This window comes from Streptomyces sp. S07_1.15 (genome assembly GCF_020739505.1).
In the GTDB taxonomy this organism is placed as follows: domain Bacteria; phylum Actinomycetota; class Actinomycetes; order Streptomycetales; family Streptomycetaceae; genus Streptomyces; species Streptomyces xinghaiensis.
Map to the genome: position 1 here is coordinate 5,043,308 of NZ_JAJBZK010000001.1, position 17,943 is coordinate 5,061,250.

General features: G+C 71.3%; 18 protein-coding genes. 16 read left to right on the forward strand and 2 right to left on the reverse strand.

Annotated features, from left to right (window positions below):
- Nucleotides 1-68: 68 nt before the first annotated feature.
- From LIX60_RS21590 to LIX60_RS21660, 15 genes are all read left to right on the forward strand, one after another.
- A complete protein-coding gene (locus tag LIX60_RS21590) occupies nt 69-737 on the forward strand; it encodes a hypothetical protein (RefSeq protein ID WP_227959962.1) in 669 nt (222 codons plus the stop codon).
- A 170-nt stretch (nt 738-907) separates the two neighbouring features.
- A complete protein-coding gene (locus LIX60_RS21595; protein ID WP_227959963.1) occupies nt 908-1,519 on the forward strand; it encodes an SAF domain-containing protein in 612 nt (203 codons plus the stop codon).
- 41 nt (nt 1,520-1,560) lie between these two features.
- Nucleotides 1,561-2,373, forward strand: coding sequence for a hypothetical protein (locus tag LIX60_RS21600; protein WP_227959964.1), 813 nt, complete (start codon nt 1,561-1,563; stop codon nt 2,371-2,373).
- Nucleotides 2,370-3,719 (forward strand): CpaF family protein, encoded by a 1,350-nt coding sequence (locus LIX60_RS21605; RefSeq protein WP_227959965.1) that lies wholly within the window; start codon nt 2,370-2,372, stop codon nt 3,717-3,719. The genes LIX60_RS21600 and LIX60_RS21605 overlap by 4 nt, the downstream gene beginning before the upstream one ends.
- Complete coding sequence (locus tag LIX60_RS21610) at nt 3,716-4,630, forward strand: type II secretion system F family protein (RefSeq protein WP_227959966.1); 915 nt, start codon at nt 3,716-3,718, stop codon at nt 4,628-4,630. Before LIX60_RS21605 ends, LIX60_RS21610 begins: the two co-directional genes overlap by 4 nt.
- Entirely contained in the window at nt 4,627-5,523 is an 897-nt protein-coding gene (locus LIX60_RS21615) for a type II secretion system F family protein (RefSeq protein ID WP_227959967.1), read from the forward strand. The genes LIX60_RS21610 and LIX60_RS21615 overlap by 4 nt, the downstream gene beginning before the upstream one ends.
- Nucleotides 5,524-5,569: 46 nt before the next feature.
- The gene (locus LIX60_RS21620) at nt 5,570-5,764 is read left to right on the forward strand and encodes a hypothetical protein (RefSeq protein ID WP_125623052.1); all 195 of its coding nucleotides are present in this window, start codon (nt 5,570-5,572) and stop codon (nt 5,762-5,764) included.
- 3 nt (nt 5,765-5,767) lie between these two features.
- A complete protein-coding gene (locus LIX60_RS21625) occupies nt 5,768-6,175 on the forward strand; it encodes a TadE/TadG family type IV pilus assembly protein (protein ID WP_227959968.1) in 408 nt (135 codons plus the stop codon).
- Entirely contained in the window at nt 6,172-6,606 is a 435-nt protein-coding gene (locus LIX60_RS21630) for a TadE/TadG family type IV pilus assembly protein (protein WP_374117892.1), read from the forward strand. Before LIX60_RS21625 ends, LIX60_RS21630 begins: the two co-directional genes overlap by 4 nt.
- On the forward strand, nt 6,603-7,052 hold the full coding sequence (locus LIX60_RS21635; protein ID WP_227959969.1) for a pilus assembly protein TadG-related protein: 450 nt from the start codon (nt 6,603-6,605) through the stop codon (nt 7,050-7,052). Before LIX60_RS21630 ends, LIX60_RS21635 begins: the two co-directional genes overlap by 4 nt.
- A 47-nt stretch (nt 7,053-7,099) precedes the next feature.
- The gene (locus LIX60_RS21640) at nt 7,100-9,937 is read left to right on the forward strand and encodes a BTAD domain-containing putative transcriptional regulator (RefSeq protein ID WP_227959970.1); all 2,838 of its coding nucleotides are present in this window, start codon (nt 7,100-7,102) and stop codon (nt 9,935-9,937) included.
- 1,227 nt (nt 9,938-11,164) lie between these two features.
- Nucleotides 11,165-12,184, forward strand: a complete 1,020-nt coding sequence (locus LIX60_RS21645; RefSeq protein ID WP_227962858.1) for an AAA family ATPase — start codon at nt 11,165-11,167, stop codon at nt 12,182-12,184.
- Between the two features lie 56 nt (nt 12,185-12,240).
- A complete protein-coding gene (locus LIX60_RS21650; protein ID WP_227959971.1) occupies nt 12,241-14,064 on the forward strand; it encodes a vWA domain-containing protein in 1,824 nt (607 codons plus the stop codon).
- A 73-nt stretch (nt 14,065-14,137) separates the two neighbouring features.
- A complete protein-coding gene (locus LIX60_RS21655; protein WP_227959972.1) occupies nt 14,138-14,614 on the forward strand; it encodes a hypothetical protein in 477 nt (158 codons plus the stop codon).
- A gap of 40 nt (nt 14,615-14,654) precedes the next feature.
- A complete protein-coding gene (locus LIX60_RS21660; RefSeq protein ID WP_227959973.1) occupies nt 14,655-15,122 on the forward strand; it encodes a hypothetical protein in 468 nt (155 codons plus the stop codon).
- 761 nt (nt 15,123-15,883) lie between these two features.
- On the opposite strand, the gene LIX60_RS21665 is transcribed toward LIX60_RS21660, so the two are convergent.
- Nucleotides 15,884-16,306, reverse strand: coding sequence for an ImmA/IrrE family metallo-endopeptidase (locus LIX60_RS21665; protein ID WP_308101716.1), 423 nt, complete (start codon nt 16,304-16,306; stop codon nt 15,884-15,886).
- A gap of 94 nt (nt 16,307-16,400) precedes the next feature.
- The gene (locus tag LIX60_RS21670; protein WP_227959975.1) at nt 16,401-16,709 is read right to left on the reverse strand and encodes a helix-turn-helix domain-containing protein; all 309 of its coding nucleotides are present in this window, start codon (nt 16,707-16,709) and stop codon (nt 16,401-16,403) included.
- A gap of 123 nt (nt 16,710-16,832) precedes the next feature.
- Between LIX60_RS21670 and LIX60_RS21675 the strand changes: the two genes are divergently transcribed.
- Complete coding sequence (locus LIX60_RS21675; protein WP_227959976.1) at nt 16,833-17,858, forward strand: hypothetical protein; 1,026 nt, start codon at nt 16,833-16,835, stop codon at nt 17,856-17,858.
- The last annotated feature ends 85 nt before the right edge of the window (nt 17,859-17,943 follow it).

Here is a 17,943-nt window from a genome sequence, read left to right on the forward strand (position 1 = left end):
CTGGCGTGACGTGTGTCCCCGGGGCATGCACCGCCGAAGCGAGGAGTACCCGGAGGAAGCCCGCTGGCGTGGCGGGGAAGAGCGGCAAGGCGCCTCACCGGAAGACGTCCAAGACCGGTGGCGGTGGAGTGCCGGAGGGGCCGCCGAAGATCGTCGCGGATGGCTGGGAGTTCGATCTGGGCGGCGGCATGGGGATCATGCCTCGCTTTGACGGCGCGGAGCGGAAGAAGCCGGCGCGGGGCGCACAGCGGCAGGTGCCGGTGGAAGTGGTCGTCCAGCGTGCGGTGGAGCGGCTGGAGTTGCCGCAGCCGGTGATCCGTACGAGTCCGGACGAGGACTTGGTGCAGGTGGTCCACGTGCCGACGTGGATGTGGGTGGACCGTTCCGCCTGGGGACCGGTGTCGGTGTCGGCCGCGGTGGACGGCGTCGAGGTGACGGCCACAGCCAAGCCGTGGAAGACCGTGTGGTCCATGGGGGATGGCCGGACGGTGATCTGCCTGGGGCCGGGGACGCCCTACTCGGCGGCACACAGTCCCAAGGCGTCTTCGCCTGACTGTGGTTATACCTACCGGCGGGCTTCGCTGTCCGCCCCGGGTGGGTCGTACACCGTCTCCGTGCAAGTGACCTGGGATGTCGAGTGGCACGGGGCCGGGCAGACCGGGGTCGTGCCCGGGCTGGTGATAACCGCCGAACGTCCGCTGGTGGTGGATGAGGTGCAGGCCGTCGTCACGGGCTGACGACCTCCCGCACCAGCCCGGCCACGGAAGGGCGGGCGAACTCGGTCGACGTCGGAATTCTTCTGTCAGCGAGGTGAGTGGTGGGTACCCCCATGTCTTCTTCGACCCTGAAGGGCGGCGGGTTCAGGGTGCCGGGGACACGCGAACCCGGCCCGGATCAGCAGCCAACCGTGACCGGCAGCCGGCGCCGCAAACTTGGCTGGGTGTGGGCCGGGCTGGGGGCCGTGGTCGTCTCGGCGGTCGGATTCGCGCTCGTCGCGCAGGCGGTGGGGGAGCGGGACCAGGTGCTGGTGCTGGCCCGGGACGTGCCGGTCGGCCACGTGCTGAAGGCGAGCGACGTGCGTGCGGTGCAGGTGGCGGCGGACGCGGGAGTGGTACTGGCCGCGGAGCGGGGTGCGGTGCTGGGGCGGCGGGCCCGGGTACCGCTCGTGGCCGGCTCGCTGTTGGCACCTGGGCAGCTGGGGCCGAAGGCAGCTTTTCCGCCGAAGGGCTTCTCGCAGGTGGCGCTGGCCGTGGAGCCGGGAGGCGCACCGCCGAGCCTGGCTGCCGGGGAACGTGTTGCGGTCCTCCCCGGACCTGCCAGCACTGGCGCCCTGCCGGAGAACGAGGAGAAGAAGGCCGCCGTGGTGGCGGGGACGGTGACCGGGGTGCGGGAGGCCGAGTCGGCGGGCGGGTCGCGGGTGGTGACGGTGCTGGTGGAGACTGCGGCCGCACGGCGGGCGGCACAGCTGGAGCATCCGCGCGTCGTGGTGCTGCCGGCCCAGGGGCGGGAGGCTCCGTGAGACGGCTGGTCGTGCTCGGATCGGTTTCCGGTGCGCCAGGAGTGACGACCACCGCCCTGGCACTGACCGCCGCATGGCCGGTCGAAGTGGACGGCGGGGTGCGGCCGGTCATGGTCGAGGCGGACGGTTCCGGCGGTGACCTGATGATCCGCTTCGGCCTCCCGACGGCACCCTCACTGCTGGACGTGGCGGCCACGGCCCGGCAGCCGTATCCGGGCTCCCTACTGGGAGCGGCGAGCGAGTTGCCCTGTGGCGTGCGGACGGTGGTCGCGGTGCCAGGCCGAGGGCCGTGCGGCCAGGCGGTACGGCTGCTGGCCGGCGAGGCCGGGCTGCGGGTGCTGCGCGGCGAGACCGATGAACGCGGCACGGTACTGCTCGACCTGGGGCGCCTCGGCGAGGACATCCAGCCGCTCATGGACGCCGCGGACCGGGTGGTCCTGGTGACACGGGGCGGGGCGGAACCTCTGACCCATGTGTCCGCCTACGGGCTGGACGCCGACCGCTATGCCGGGCGGCTGATGCTGGCCGTGGTCGGTCCGAGCCCTTACCCGGCGGAGGAAATCGCCACTTCCCTCGGTATCCGGCACGTGGCCTTCCTGCCCTGGGATGCCAGGACCGTGGCGACCCTGAACAGCCTGAATCCGGGCGCGCTGCGCGGTGCCGGGTTCCGCAGACCGCCGCTGATCGCTGCCGCGCGAGCGCTGGCCTGCCGGCTGGCGGAACCGCAAGGCAGCGATACGCAAGCGGGAGCCGTCGAGGTGGATCCCCTGGCCGGGAGCCCTGGGGCCCAGTTGGCCGGGCAGGGCCACAGCGGGCTGGTCCATGCCCCCGGATATGGAGGAAGCGGATCGTGAGCGAGCAACTCATGGCGCCCGGAGCGGCACCCGCGGGCGGTGAGCGGGAGCTGGCCGGGCTGGTGCGGCAGAGGGTGGCCGCCCGGCTGGCCGCGTACGCCGGTGAGCGCGAGCTCGCCGGGCTGCCCGCGGAGGACGAGGCGGCCCGGCGGACCACCGTGGGGCGGCTGCTGGCCGAGGAACTGGGAGCGCAGCGGCGGCTGTTCCTGGCCCAGGGCGGACAGATCCTCGACCCGGCGGTCGAGCAGCGGATCGCCCAGGCCGTTCAGGACGCTCTCTTCGGCACCGGAAGCCTGGAGAGGCTGCTGGCCGACAGCTCGATCGAGAACATCTGCGTCAACGGCTGCGACGTGGTGTGGGTCAAGGACGCGCAGGGCGCCTGGCGCCGCGAGAGTCCGGTGGCCGGCTCGGACGCGGAACTGGTGGAGACGATCCGCGGCTTGGCGGCGCAGGCGGAGGGGGAGGAGCGGCGCTTCGACCGGGCGGTGCCCCGTCTGAATCTGCAGCTTCCGGACGGCTCACGGCTGTTCGCCGTCATGGCGGTGACCGGCCGGGTCTCGCTGACGATCCGCCGGCACCGCTTCCCGGCGGCCTCCATGGCCGAGCTGGTGCGGCTGGGCGTGTGCGATGAGCAGCTCGCGATGTTCCTCAGGGCGCTGGTGCGGGCGCGTAAGAACGTCGTCATCGGCGGGGGCACCAACGTCGGCAAGACCACTGTGCTGCGCGCCTTCGCCCACGAGATCTCGCCGCACGAGCGGCTCGTCACCATCGAGGACACCTTCGAACTCGGTCTGGACGCCGATCCCGTGGCGCACCCGAACGTGGTGGCCATGCAGGCCCGCGAGCCGAACATCGAGGGGGAGGGCGGCATCGACCAGGCCGAACTGGTGCGCTGGGGACTGCGCATGTCCCCGGACCGGGTCATCGTCGGCGAGATCCGCGGGGCCGAGGTCATCCCCATGTGCAATGCCATGAGTCAGGGCAACGACGGCTCGTTGTCCACCATCCACGCCTCCACCTCACGCGGGGTCTTCACCAAGCTCGCCTCCTATGCCGCGCAGTCTCCGGAGCGGCTCTCGCTGGAGGCGACGAACCTGATGGTGGCCTCCGCTGTCCACTTCGTCGTCCACCTGGGCTGGGATGCCGCGGGTCGCAGGGTCATCGACTCGGTGCGCGAGGTCGTCGACGCGGACGGGGCCCAGATCGTCTCCAACGAGGTCTACCGGCCCGGCGCCGATGGACGGGCCGTACCCGCGACGCCCGTGCGTGCGGAGACTCTCAACGACCTGGTCGCAGCGGGGCTGGATGTCCGGGCCACGGTCCACCAGGGCTGGGGGCGGCCATGACGAGCAACGTGTTGAGCCCCGGAAGCCTGACCGGACCTGCGGTGGCGTGCGGGGCGGCGTTCGGCCTCGGGCTGGTGGCCATCGGCTACGGCGCCGTACGGCGCGAGAGGCGGGAGAGCCGCACCGGCCTGTGGCCCGTGGTGGTGGCGCGGCTGCCGGGGGAGTGGACTACGCGCCGCGTGCTCATCGCGGTCGTGGTCGGGGTGGTCGTCGGGGCGCTGACGGCGTGGCCGGTGGCGGCGGTGTTGACCACGGTCGCCGTACTCACCCTCCCCGGACTGCTCGGCCCGGACCGGGCCGCCGCACGGCGCACGGAGCGGATGGAAGCACTGGCCACTTGGACGGAGATGCTGCGCGACACCCTGTCTGCTGCCGCCGGCCTGGAACAGGCGGTGCTGGCAACCGCCGACATCGCTCCCGCCGCGCTGCAGCCCGAGATGCGGAAGCTGACGGCCGCCATTCGCTCCGGCCGGCCGCTGCCCGTCGCTCTGGAAGCGTTCGCCGAGGACGCGGACGATCCCCTGGCCGATCTCGTCGTCGCCGCCCTGACGACGGCGGCCCGTCAGCAGGCCGGCCAACTCGGACATTTGCTGGGGGAACTCGCGGAATCGGTACGCGAGCAGGTGGCCATGCGGCAGCGCATCGACGCTGGGCGCGCGAGCGTGCGCACCGGGGTGCGCGTCACCGTGATCACCACCCTCGGCATGGCGACCGGCCTGGTGATCTTCAACCGCCCCTACCTCGACCCCTTCAACTCACTGACCGGCCAGGCGGTGCTCGCGGCCGTGGGAGTTCTGTTCGCTGCGAGCTTCGCCTACCTGACCGCGGCCGGACGGATCGAGGAACCCGCCCGGCTCATCGGCCCAGCGGGCCCAAAGGCGGCGGGCATCGAAGCGGGAGGTGCCCGGTGATCGTCATGCTGCTGGGTGCCCTCTTCGGAGCCGGAGCGACGGCTCTCGTCTACGGGCTGCGTCCTGCCCGTCCTGCTCTGGCCGATGTCCTCACCGCCCTCAACGCACCCGTACCGGCGACTGCTGCACGACAGGAGACGGAGGAGCCGGAATGGGCCACACGGTTGGGCCGGCGCGCCGTACCGCTGGTGCGCGGTCTCGGCTTCCCCACCCCCTCCCTCCGCGCGGACCTGGCCGTCTGCGGACGAGACGAGGAGCAGCACCTGGCGGGCAAAGCGGTCTGCGCCGCGGCCGGGCTGCTGGCCCCCTGGGCCACCGCGCTGCTGCTGCGCCTGGGAGCGGGCATGGCCCCGGGATGGTGGATGCCGATGGCCGGCTCACTCGCCCTGGCCGCGGTGCTGTTCTTCGCCCCGGACCTCAACATCCGCCACGAGGCCACGCGGCGGCGGAGGGAGATGCGCCACACCCTCAGCCTCGTCCTGGACCTGACCGTGATCGCCCTCGCGGGCGGCGCCGGAGTCCAGCAGGCCCTCGCCCAAGCCGTCGCCGCACCTCAGGGCTGGGCTGCCGCACGCCTGCGGCACACCCTGCACGTCGCGCAGGTCACCCGGAGCAGCCCTTGGCCCCACCTGGGCGACCTCGGGCGCCGGCTGGACGTCCCCGAACTCACCGAACTCGCCTCCACCCTGATCCTGGCCGGAAGCGAAGGCGCCAAGATCCGCAGCTCACTCGCCGCTAAGGCACGGGCGATGCGACGGCGCAGGATCTCCGAAGCCGACGGGGCCGCCCAAGCGGCGACCGAGCGGATGTCGCTGCCCGTGGTGGGACTGTTCGCCGCCTTCCTGCTGCTCATCGGCTATCCGGCCCTCGGCCACGTCATGTCCGTGAGCTGACACCCACCGCACCACACCAGACCAGACCAAGGAAAGAGCATTCGCCATGTTCCCACTGGACACGCTGACCCTCCGGGTGCGCGCACACCTTGCGGACCTCCGCCGGCACCTCCGCGAAGACGACGGCTACACCACCGAGACCGTCGTGGTCACCGCGCTGCTGGCGATCCTGGCCCTGACCGTGGTGGGCATCATCATCGCCAAGGTCACCGCCAAGGCCAACGGCATCGACCTGGGGTAGACCGTGACGGCTTTCCGGCCCAGCCCCGGCGGTGACCGCGGAGCGGCGAGCACGCAGCTGGTGCTCGTCGTCCCGGCGCTGCTGCTGCTCGCCCTGCTGGCGGTGCAGTTCGCCCTGGCCTGGCACGCGCGGCACATCGCCCAGTACGCGGCCCAACGAGCCCTGGCCGCCGCCCGCGTCGAGGACGGCAGCGCGGCGGACGGCCGGACGCAGGCGCGGCGCAGCCTGACCGCGCTGGGCAGCCGCGTGCTGACCGCGCCGTCCGTGACCGTCGACCGCACGACCGCCCGCACCACCGTCCGGGTGGACGGGGCGGTCCTGGCCGTGGTCCCCGGCCTGGACCTGCGGGCATCCGGCACAGCCTCCGGACCCACCGAGAGAATCACCGCCCCGACCGGAGACCGATCGTGACCCGGCAAGCCCGCCAACGGCGCGGGAACGGCGAGCAGGGCTCGGCTGCGGTGGAACTGGTCCTCGTCACACCCCTGTTGGTGCTGCTCCTGCTCGTCGTAGTCGGGCTGGGACGGCTCACCGACGCCCGCCTGATCGTCGCGAACGCCGCCCACCAAGCCGCCCGTGCCGCCTCGCTGGCCCGCACCGAGAACGACGCCCGCGCCCAGGCCCAGCAGGCGGCGAGCGCGGAACTACGCGAGGCGGGATCCTCCTGCACCCGCCCCAGCGTCCGCCTCACCACCGGCGGACTCGCCCCCGGCGCCACCGTCATGACCACGGTTTCCTGCACGGCCGACCTCAGCGATCTCACCGGATCACGGATGCCCGGCCACGTCTCCCTGACCGGTACCGCCTCCTCCGTCGTCGATTCCTTCCGGAGCGCGTCATGAAGCGCCGCATCCCAACGCGTCCGCCGCGCACCTGGAGCCGGTTGCCGGCCGGCGAGGACCGGGGGCAGGTGGCGGTCTTCGTCGTCGGGGTGTTCGCCACACTGTGGCTGTTCGCCGGAATCGTCGTCGACGGCGGGCTGGCCCTGGCCGGCAAGGCCCGCGCCCTGGACGTAGCCCAGGAGGCCGCCCGCACCGGCGCTCAGCAACTCGACCTCGGCCACCTACGGCGTGCCGGAGACATCCGCCTCGTCCGCGACCGCGCCGCCGGGGCAGCCCGCGCCCACGTCGCCGCCACCGGAGACAGCGGGCGGGCACAGGTGAAAGGCAACGCCGTCACGGTGCACGTCACCCATCGCCAGCCCACCCAGATCCTGCAGCTCATCGGTCTGCGCACCCTGACGGTGACCGCGACCGGCACCGCGCACGCCCAACGCACCACCCCGTGACCGGCCGCCCCGCCCACCACATCCCGGCCGAGAAAGCGAAGGCAGTGATGAACCACCCAGTTGCGCTGCGCCAGCGCCTCAGCGCAGCCGCCACGGCAGGCGGCACCCTGGCCATCACGCTCGCCCTGCTGGCCGGCATGCCCTGGGTGCTGTGGCGGGCCACCGGCGTCCCGTGGCCCGAGCGGGTCTACACCTGGCAGGAGTTCACGGACCGAATGGCGCAGCCGGTCAGCGACCCTTTGGCAGTCGACTTGCTCGCGATGGTGGGCTGGATCTGCTGGGCCGTCTTCGCCTGGACAGCGCTCCGCGAGATCTGCTGGTACGCCGCTCACCTGCCGCAGTTGCTCCGGGACCACCGGGTGCACGACGAGCACATCGCCGAGCTCTCCTTCAGAAACTCACTGGCAGCCCTGTGCATCGGCACGCTGATCGTCGCCCTGCTCAGTCTGTGGCGTCCGCCCCCGGCTGGAGCACAACAGACCATCTCCGGCGGAGAAACACGAGCGCAGTTCACCGCGATGGCCCCTCTCATCCCTGCCCTCGACCGGTGGACTGCTTCTCCACGCTCCACGCCCGGGGCCGCTGGCATGCAGACCGCCACAACAGATCAGGAGAAGGAGCGCGGCACACCCCGTGGAAAGACGGGCGCCGTGCGGCACGTCGAGTACATGGTGGCCGAAGGCGACACCTTGTGGGACATCGCGCACTCGCACCTGGGAGACGCCTGCAAATGGCCCCGGATCTACGCCCTGAACAAGGACCGGCTCCAGGGCGACGGAACCCGGCTCAGTGACCCCGACCGCATCCTGCCCGGCTGGCGGCTGACTATCCCCGTCACCCAGACCGCCACCCCACCGACGCCGCCGCGCTCGAATCCTGATGCCGAAGCAAGCGCTCCTGCAGCATCGCAAGCAGAAGAGCCGACTCTGAACGACACTGACACTGCCCCTGGCGGGGACAGAGGGCCCGGCCAGGAGAGGCGGGAACCGAGTACGTCGGTGGCCCCTGCCCAGCAAGATGACGCCGAAGCGCGGGAAGCGGACACCCAACAGGGGCCCGCGGCCATCAGCCTCGGCGAGGCGAGCCTGCTCGGCATCACCGCGGCGGCCGGCCTCCTGGCCGCACGCCGCTACTGGTACTGGCACCGAAGCCGCCTCCGTAAGCCCGGCACGGAGTCGGATCCGCAACCGGAGACGCCCACCCTCAGCCCGCTGGTGGAGAAGGCGGCTCAAGCGGCACACGCCGCCACGCTGCACCGCCAACCGCAGGACCCCGACGCTCTGATCTCCCGTCGTACCCCACCGCAGGAACCTCGTGACACCGACACCGTCACCATCGGCGTCCAGGACAACACCGAGGTGACCCTCGACGAACTGGCCCGCCCCGGAGGATGCACCTGGTCCGGCCCCGGCGCCGAGAACGCCGCCCGAGCCCTGCTCATCGGCATCCTCACCGCCGCGGAACGCCGCCGTCCCCAACCTCCGCGGGTGCAAGCCGTCGTCCCCGAAGACGTGGCCGAGCAACTGCTCCCCGGACTGCCGCCGCAATTCACCGCGCTCACCCAGACCATTGACACCGCACAGGCCATCCAGGACGCCGAACGGCACCTGATCACCCACGCCCGCGCCCAGGACGAACGCGAAGCCTCCGCCGAAGCCACCGGGGCGACGGCAACCGACCCCGGAACCGCTCAGGAGACCGAGCCAGGCACTCTTCTCCTGCTCACCGCTCCCGACGCGGCCCATCTCGGCGAACTGCAGACGCTGGCCGCCCGCAGCAACCCCGACACCCTGGTCGTCCTCACCCTCGCCACCGCACTGCCCGGCGCCGAGTCCTGGCACATCACCGACGACGGAACCACACACCACCCCGGCACGGAGCGGGCACGGGAGTCCGCGGAGCAACTGCGGCTGTACCACCTCACTCCCGAAGCCGGGCGGGACGTCACTGAGGTCCTCCTCACCGCCCACGGCGAACGCCCCCGACTCCGGGTCCTCCCCGCTCCGAGCACACGACCCCGCGAGAAACACTCAGAAGCCACGACCGACCCCGCACCGGAGGACGCCCCGGCCACACCACCCCCGCCCGCCGTCGTGCCACGGCCGGCCCAGGCCAAGCCGGTCAGCCTCCACGTCCTCGGGCCGATCACCCTCTACGCCCGCGGTCATCGCGACCCCATCGGCAGCAACCTCCGGCCCGAGGTCCACGAATTCCTGGCCCTGCTCGCCGCCCACCCCGCGGGCCTCCTCGCCACCGACATCGCCGACAAACTCCAGCTCGAACCGGACAGCATCCAGAACGCACTGAAGAACCTGCGCCGCGCGGTCCGCCGCGCCCTGCGTGCCGCGACGGGTGTCACCGGCCAGGAATTCGTCCTGCTGCAGGGAGAACTTCACAAGCTGCACCCGGAACTCGTGGAAACGGATATCGATCAGTTCAGCAGAAAGATGAAGCATGCTTTGTCAGTGCAGGTGAAGGAAACAGATAGCGAAGCAGTTTCCGCTGTAGGCGAGGCCCTGGCCCATTACCGTGGACCATTCGCCCAGGGGCGCGACTATCTCTGGGCCGACGCGATCCGCGAGCACTTCGCCACCCAGGCCACCGATGCCGTTCTCCGTCTGGCTCGCAAGGCCGAACAGCCCGGCGCTGCCCCCGGTGAGCAGGAGGCGGTCCTGACGATGCTGGAGCAGTTGAGCACCATCCACCTGGACCACGAGCGGCTTGCCCAGCACGCCATCCGCCTCTACCAGGCAGCAGGACGACACGACGCCGCCCGGCACACCTACACCCGCCTCAAGCGGCAACTCGACGACCTCGGAGTCGAACCAGAGCCGGCGACCCGGGCCCTCATCGCGCCCAGGAGCCACACCCGCCAGACCCGGTAGCCACACACGTCCAAGACCCTGCGCTCCATGCCGATCTGAGGCGAGGAACGCAGTGGCATTCCACCCGTCGTATCGGGCGTCGTATCCGGCGTCGCCTGCGTGTACGCGCTTGGACACGACACCCCGACCGCGGGCATAAGCACAGGTCGGAGCCCCTGCGAGCCATCGGCGGGCGAGGCCGACTGTATATCGGTGCAGCAATGCATCCCGATCTACGGATGGTCCGGCCGGCACCGCGGACTCCAACCCAACTGTCTGTCTTCGGACACCGGCCCGCGTCCGTGCTCCCGGTTCCCAGCTCACATTTCCTTCCTCTGGCAAACCCTCATACCCACCTACGCCGGCGTGGCACGACCCCATGCATCTGAGGTGCGGTTGCGGCGGCACCCAGGCGTAGCCGAAGGTGCCGCCGCGCCGGGGACCGCGCCGGGGACCGCGCCGGGGACCGCGCCGGGGACCGCGCCGGGGACCGCGCCGGGGACCGCGCCGGGGACCGCGCCGGGGACCGCGCCGGGGACCGCGCCGGGGCCCGCGCCGGGGACCGCGCCGGGGACCGCGCCGGGGACCGCGCCGGGGACCGCGCCGGGGACCGCGCCGGGGACCGCGCCGGGGACCGCGCCGGGGACCGCGCCGGGGACCGCGCCGGGGACCGCGCCGGGGACCGCGCCACACCGGGCACGCGCGGCGCGCGACACGGCGTCGGCGTGCACCGGTGACCTGGACATCGGTCGTGCACGCCGCCGACCACGACACAAGACGTCGTGTGACCGCGAATTACCCTGAATTCCCGTCGTGAATTCACGAGAATTCCAGCATTTCCGAGCTGGAATCCGACTTCAAGAGGGGTGCGGGGCGAGCTATATTTCAATTGTTCCCGGAAAGGCCGGGAACGAGAAATCCCGCTAAAGGTGTCCGGTTCTAAACGGATGACGGGTGGAGTGCGCCCAAAAAAGGGGATGCGCTTTCAATCCGCATCGCGGATTCCTTTGGCGGCCGGAGAAAAGGAAACGCTCGATGACTGCTGCCGCCGCCCCCTCCTCCGCACCCACCCCGACCACCGCGCAGGCGCCCACCCCGACTCCGGCCACCCCGGTCCCCGGGACCGCCGCCCCGACCTCACCGCCGAGCCCCGGAGGAAAGGCGCGCCCGGGCGAACTGCGCGCGAGGATCGCGCAGGTTCTGGTGGCGAACACGACCGCACAGTTCACCGTGACCGCGCTGGCCCGAATGCTGGGGCATTCCGGCGGGGCCGTCGGTAACGCCTGCGAAACCCTGGTGAACCGGGGCGAGGCGGAACGGGTCGGCTCACAGCCGCGCATGTACCGGGCGACCTCGGCCACGGCCGCCGCCGCGCGCCGCGCGACACGGACGACGCCCAACTCCCACGGCGCGCCAACCCCCAATGCCCAGGCGGCCCCACCGGCGCCCGTCACCCCGCCACCGGGCGGGCGGCCCGAACCCGTTATCCGCCCGAACGGGCAGCCCTACCACCCCCGCGCGCTGGCGGAACTGCCGGACGTAGAGGCCCTGCGCAAGCTACGGGCCGGGCAGGTGCCCGTGTTGCTGTACGGGCCGCCGGGCACGGGCAAGACCTCCCTGATCGAGGCCGCCTTCCCCGACCTCATCACGGTCGCAGGCGACGGCGACACCACGGTCGGCGACCTGATCGGCGAATACACCCAAACGGCCAGCGGCGGTTACGAGTTCATCTACGGGCCCCTGGTCACCGCCATGCAGGAAGGCCGGGCCCTCCTCCTGGACGACGCCACCCTGATCTCCCCGAAGGTGCTGGCAGCCCTGTACCCGGCCATGGACGGACGCAGGCAGATCCAGGTCAAGGCCCACAAAGGCGAGACAGTCACCGCCGCCGACGGGTTCTACGTGATCGCCGGTCACAACCCGGGCGTCCACGGCGCGGTCCTCACCGAGGCCCTGGCCAGCCGGTTCTCGGTGCAGATCCAGGTGGGCTCCGACTACGACCTGGCCGCCTCCTTGAAGATCAACCGGACAGCGGTGCGCATCGCCCGGCACCTCGCCGCCAGCCAGCAGGCAGGCGAGACCGGCTGGGCACCGCAACTGCGCGAACTGATCGCCTTCCAGAAGATCGCCGACGTCCTGGGCACCGAGGCAGCCTTCGCCAACCTGGTCGGCATCGCCCCCCTGGAAGACCGCGACACGGTCGCCGAGGTCGTCACCAAGGCCACCGGCCGCCCCATCACCGCCCTGGCCCTGGGCCGCCAGCTCTGACAACAGGCCCACCCCCTCACCCCACCCCACCGCCTTCCAGGAAGGACCGCCCCGCCATGCCCGCCCACACCCAGGCCCACATCCAGACCGCCCCGCCCGCCATGACCGAGGCCGAACTCGACCTGGCCCGCTGGGAGGACGACGGAGGCCCCGCCTTCGAACCGCCCTGCCACCCGCACGCGGGGGAGTGGCTGCGCATCGCCGCCGCCCTGAGCGAGCGCCTGCCGGAGCTCGCCGGACGCGAGGACGTCCTCGTCACCTGCGAAATCGGCACCCGCTCCGGCGCCCCGGCCGCCTTCTACCCCACCGCAGCCCAACTGGAGATCGACGCCGCCCTCTTCGCCCCGCTGAGCCCGCCCACCATCGACCCCCTGCGCCCCGGGGACGAGGACCGCTACCCGGCCGCCTGGGGCGCCTTCACCCACGAGGCCGCGCACGCCGCGCACAGCCGGTGGATCACCCCGCCCCCGCTGCGCGGCACGGCCCTGGACGCGGCCGGGGCCGTACTGGAGGAATCCCGCGCCGAACGCGCCCACCTCGGCCGCCGCCCCGGCGACCGCCGCTACCTGCGAGCCGCCGTCACCACCCTGGTCCTGAAGGACTTCACCAGCCAGCCCCTCGCCGACCGGTGGCAGGCCGCCATGGCGGCCGGGCTCCTCCTCGCCCGACGGGACGCCGGAATCCTCGACCCGGACGAGACCGCATCCCTGGAGAGCACGGTCACCGGCATCCTCGGCGCCGACCTGCTGGAAACCCTCGCAGCCATCTGGACCGCCTCCCACACCACCGGGGACGAGGACGGACAGACGATGCTGGAGCACGCCCGAGCCTGGTGCACGGCACTCGGCACCGACCCGGCAGGACCGGAACCAGCCCCCGACCCCGACGGCGAGGCATCCACGGAACTGGCCGAGGCGATCGGCAAGACCGTCTCCACGGTGGCCGCGAACGAGGCTATGCAGGCCGCAGCCCAGGCACGTATCGACGCGGCCCGCACCGCCCGGAAGCAGGCGAAGGCCGCCCAGGCCGCCCAAGCGCGGCAGGCGGCACAGACAGCCGAGAAGGTCTTCGGCTCCGGCGGACGCCCCCACACCCCCGGCAAACCCGGCCGAGGCCAGCGCGGCCGCTCCCCGGTGATCGACACCCGCCCGCCCACCGGCGCCGAGAAGGCCGCCGCCGGGCAGCTGGCCAGAGCCCTGCGAGCCGCCGCCTACCGCGAACGCACCACCACCCACGCCGCCTCGACGGTCCCGCCCGGACGCCTCAACATGCGCCAAGCCCTCGCCCGGGACGCACAACGGGCCGCAGGCGCCGTCCCCACCGCGACCCCGTGGACGCGCACCGTCCACCGGTCCGGCCCAACCCCGCCGCTACGGGTGGGCATCGCGGTGGACGTCTCCGGATCCATGGACATCGCCGCAGCACCGATCGCCTCGGCCGCCTGGATCGTCGCCAAGGCCGTCTCCCTCACCGACCCCGACTCGCGCAGCGCGACCGTCGCCTACGACCGGTCGGTCACCGCGATCACCGCACCGGGCCGCACACCCCGAGCCGTCACCCGGTTCGCAGCCGAGGGAATGGGCCACAGCCTCGCCGAAGCCACCGACGCCCTGACAGCCGGAGTCGACCTCACCCAGCCCGGCGCGGGCCGCCTCCTCGTCATCGCCTCGGACGGCTACTACACCACCGGCGAAGCCGCCCGAGCCGCCGAACGCCTCACCGCCCTCCGCGCGGCCGGATGCGCCGTCCTCTGGCTGGCCTTCGACCCCGACCCCCGCCCGCTGCCCGGCGCCACCGTGCTCGAACTCACCCACCCCGCCCAGGCCGCCACCGCGATCGGCAAGGCCGCCACCGCCGCCCTCGCCGCCGCCCAGCCCTGATGACCCGTGCCGCCCCGGGGCCAGCCCGGGGCGGCACCCACCCCCAACCCACCCCCCACCGAAGGGAGCCCTCATGACCTCGATCGCCGAACGGGCGCACGCCGCAGCCGTGTTCCTCCGCTACTCCACCGAGCTCAGCCTGTACGGCCGCCACCGGGGCGAGCAGTACGCCCGGATCACCGTACGGCTGGCCGCCGCCCTCGCACTCCACCCCGACCAGATCACCGTCACCCCGGACTGGCTCCGCCGCCGCACCACCCCCGGCGAGCCCGTCCTGGCAACCGCCACCTGCCCCGACACCGGCGAGCAGTACGCCTTCCTCGCCCGCTCCCCGCTCTACGACGACGAAGCCTTCGAACTCCTCGGCCCCTGCCCCGAATGCTCCGCCCCCGTACCGGTCGCCGAAATCCGGCACCTGGCCGACCTCGGCACCCACCTGGCCCGCCCGCCGCTTCCGCGCGGAGACGCCCTGTGCCTGGCCACGCTGCCGGACACCTTCCCGCGCGACGAAGGCCACGCCACCGCCTGCCCCTACGGCGAAACCTCCTGACCCCTCACACCCCACACAACCTGGAAGGAAACCCACAGCCATGACCGACCCCATCCGCATCCCCCGCCCGGCCACCCCGGCCGACGACAAGGTCGACGCCCACACGGAAACCCCAGCCGTCCCGCCCCACCCGGGCCCGGCCGACCGCCCCGCACCGGGCACCTACGCCCTGCGCGTAGCCCTCGGCGAACACGGCTACCAAGCCCTGAGCCGCCACCGCCAGGCCTACGGCACCGCGCTGGGCGAACTGGCCGACCTGCTCTGGCGCACCGCCCGCGAAGCCGACCGCCTCCACCGCAAACTGCTCCGCCACGCCGCCCACGTGCGCGACCGCCTCGACCACGCCCTCGCCCCCAGCCAGGAGCCGCTCTTCGCACCGGCCACCGGCCTGCTCCAGAACGCGGGCCACACCACCGACCTGCACGCCGCCCGCCTCGCCCAACAGGTGCGCCAGGTCATCGTGGTCCTGGAGAGCTACCAAGCAGTCGTCCGGCGCACCAAGCCCTGACCGCACGCAGCTGACCCAGCGGGGGCCCGGCCACCCGGGCCCCCGCCCCCTTCGAACAGGAGCCGCACCCATGCCTGGCACCAACGCACCACAGCAACGCGCCGAGCACCGGAGCCTCACCGCCGCCCATGCCCAACGGCCTCGGCACTGTCGTGGCGGCCGAAGCACAGCTCGTAACCGAGGCTGGTGAGTTTTTGGTGGGGTCCTGGTCTTCACGCAGGGCGGCTACCTGTCGTGGTTGGAACTCTGGTCATGGAGTGACGACACCGAGGTAACACTGGCTGCCGCGTTTCACAGGCTGCAGCCACGCCCTTGATTCCGAACGGCCACTGCCCAGCAGCTCCCGATCTGCACGACCTTACGGGCCGGCCGACATCACGACCTTATTTCCAGTGGCCGGGCTGCTCGATGTGCATCCCCGCGGCTCCGAGGACGCCCGCGCCCGGATCAAGGCATACGGCGGACAGAACTGGGACGTCGGGTGGACGCAACCTCCGACTTTGCCGACGTACGGAAGGTCGATATCACCGACGCTGCAGGCGCCATATCCAGGCCCGACTGCCTCGGCCAAGAGAGTTATGGATCTTGAGCGAGGCAGCGAAAGTGCATTCTGAACTGGGACACCCAGGCTTCTCCAAGGCTTCTGTCGTTCAGCAGGAAGGCACCTTCTGCGTTGACATGCGGCTCGCGTCCCAGGCCCGTCGCCCGGCCGGCGACCACGGAGTTTCAGCCATGCAGGATCGCGTCTGCCGACCCGTGAATCAGCTCACCAGACCCAGGTTGATCATGCGAAAGCCCATCGCCGAAGTGCTGACGGCGAAGATGTCGGCCAGCCTGGCGGCACAGAGATCAGGATCCTGTCGAACAGTTGCGGGCAGCCGTTGAAGCTCCGATCGCATGAGCTCGGCGGGCATCAGTAAACTTGCCGCGAAGGCGTTCGCTTCGATCTCCTCGCGGTCTGTTGCCATGCTGGAGGTCTTGTCCCGGAGATTGACCCGTACAGGCCGGTCCAGTACGACTTCGCGCCCCGGGTGCAGCAGTAGATGTCCCAGTTCATGAGCAATGGTGAACCGCTGGCGATGAGCTGAGTGGGCGTCGTTGACGCCTACGATCGGAGTGCGGCCGTCCTGACGGAGGAGCATCCCGGACACGTCCCCGTCCTTGAAGGTGCTGCGAGAGATCACTACCCCAAGGTGAACGGCCAGACGCTCCACCTTTACAGGTGGTGAGACCTCGCCTGCCTCCGCAAGGAGGCGACTGGCCGCCTGTTCTGCTCGCCTAGCCACGATCTGTCTCCCTCTGCGCGTTGGCCAGCACACTCTGAGCCCAGCCGCGTGCGTCTTCCGGCAACTCGTCCAAGACGTCCGAGCGGCCGTCTGGCGCAGGCAGCAGGGCCTCGGGCTCCACGCGCAGCGCGGCCGCGAACTCGAAGAGCATGTGCAACGCGATCCTCTGGCGCCCCTTCTCAATGTTGCTGATGGACGTGCGGTTGAGGCCCACGGCGCTCCCCAGCTCCTGCTGGTTCAGCCCTTGGGCGGTGCGCGCCCTGCGCAGACGCTCTCCGAACGCCTCATAGAACTCGTCCATTTGTTCGCATCCTCTCGCACTCGCCAACCTTCTTCCAGTCTCACAAACACTGTTGCTTAAATTGGAATCCATATGGTTTGCTGTATTGGAATCTGGGGGGACTCCAGTGCAGAGAGGTACCCGATGAGTCGAAAGCAGTCCCTTGCTTCGCTTCTCGGCGAAGCCCGCCGCGAGATCCAAGTGACCGACGAGGAACTCAAGGAAGCGAGGCGCCGTCGGCGGCTCCTGGCGACGGCCGTCCGTCGGGTCTTTCCTGGGTCCATCGCCTACTTCAACGGCAGCGTCGCTCACGGCGACGCCAACACTCCCCTGACCGACGTCGACCTGGGTGTCATCCTGACCAAGGGCGACGCGAAACCCTACGGGCCGGGCAGGAGGAGCGCAGTGCCGCTCATGGAGCAGGCGCGCGACTCCATCCACGATGACCTCGACGACGAGTTCCCCAAGCTGACGATCGAGGTGGTCGGTCGCCGCCGCGCTGTTCTGGTGCGCTTCGGCGACCCCGTCACGAAGGGCCAGCGCGACTTCACCGCGGACGTCATGACCGCGATCCCGCACCCGTCAGGCCGCGGTCTATACATCCCGAACACGCAGATCGCAGACCAGTGGGACCGCGCCGACCCGATCACCCACACCCAGATGGTTCTCCAGGCCATCAAGGACACGGAGAAGGCGTTCGCCCGGGCAGTCAGGCTGCTGAAGCACTGGAACAAGACCCACAGCAAACCCATGTGCTCGTGGAACATCAAGGCGCTCGCCCTCGACTGCCTCGACCGCCCCATGCCTCTGATCAACGCACTGCAGGTCTTCTTCACCTACGCCGCGGACGAACTTGATAGGGGACCGACACCGGACCCCGCCCGCGTGGCCGGGCCCATCCCTCTGAACATGCCGCATCGCGAGGTGCACAAGCGGCTGTGCACCGCCCGGGACTACATCGACCTCGCAATCGAGCACGAGGAGGCTGGACGCCCGCTCAGTGCCCAGCACTGTCTTCACCAGGTTCTCCCGGAGATTGTGCCGGACGTGGATGCCACCCACGAGGAGGCCGGTCGCCTGGCCGCGACTGTCCGCTCAGGCGGTACGGCCGCGTCGGGTCTCGGGCTTGCAGTCGGGCTCGTCACGCCGACTCGGGCTTGGGCAATCTGACGCCATGCCGACCTGGTACGGGGCCCAGCCTGCCTGGTGGGCCCCGCTCGAACGAGACGCCCGGCGACGCTTCGGCTCCGCGCTC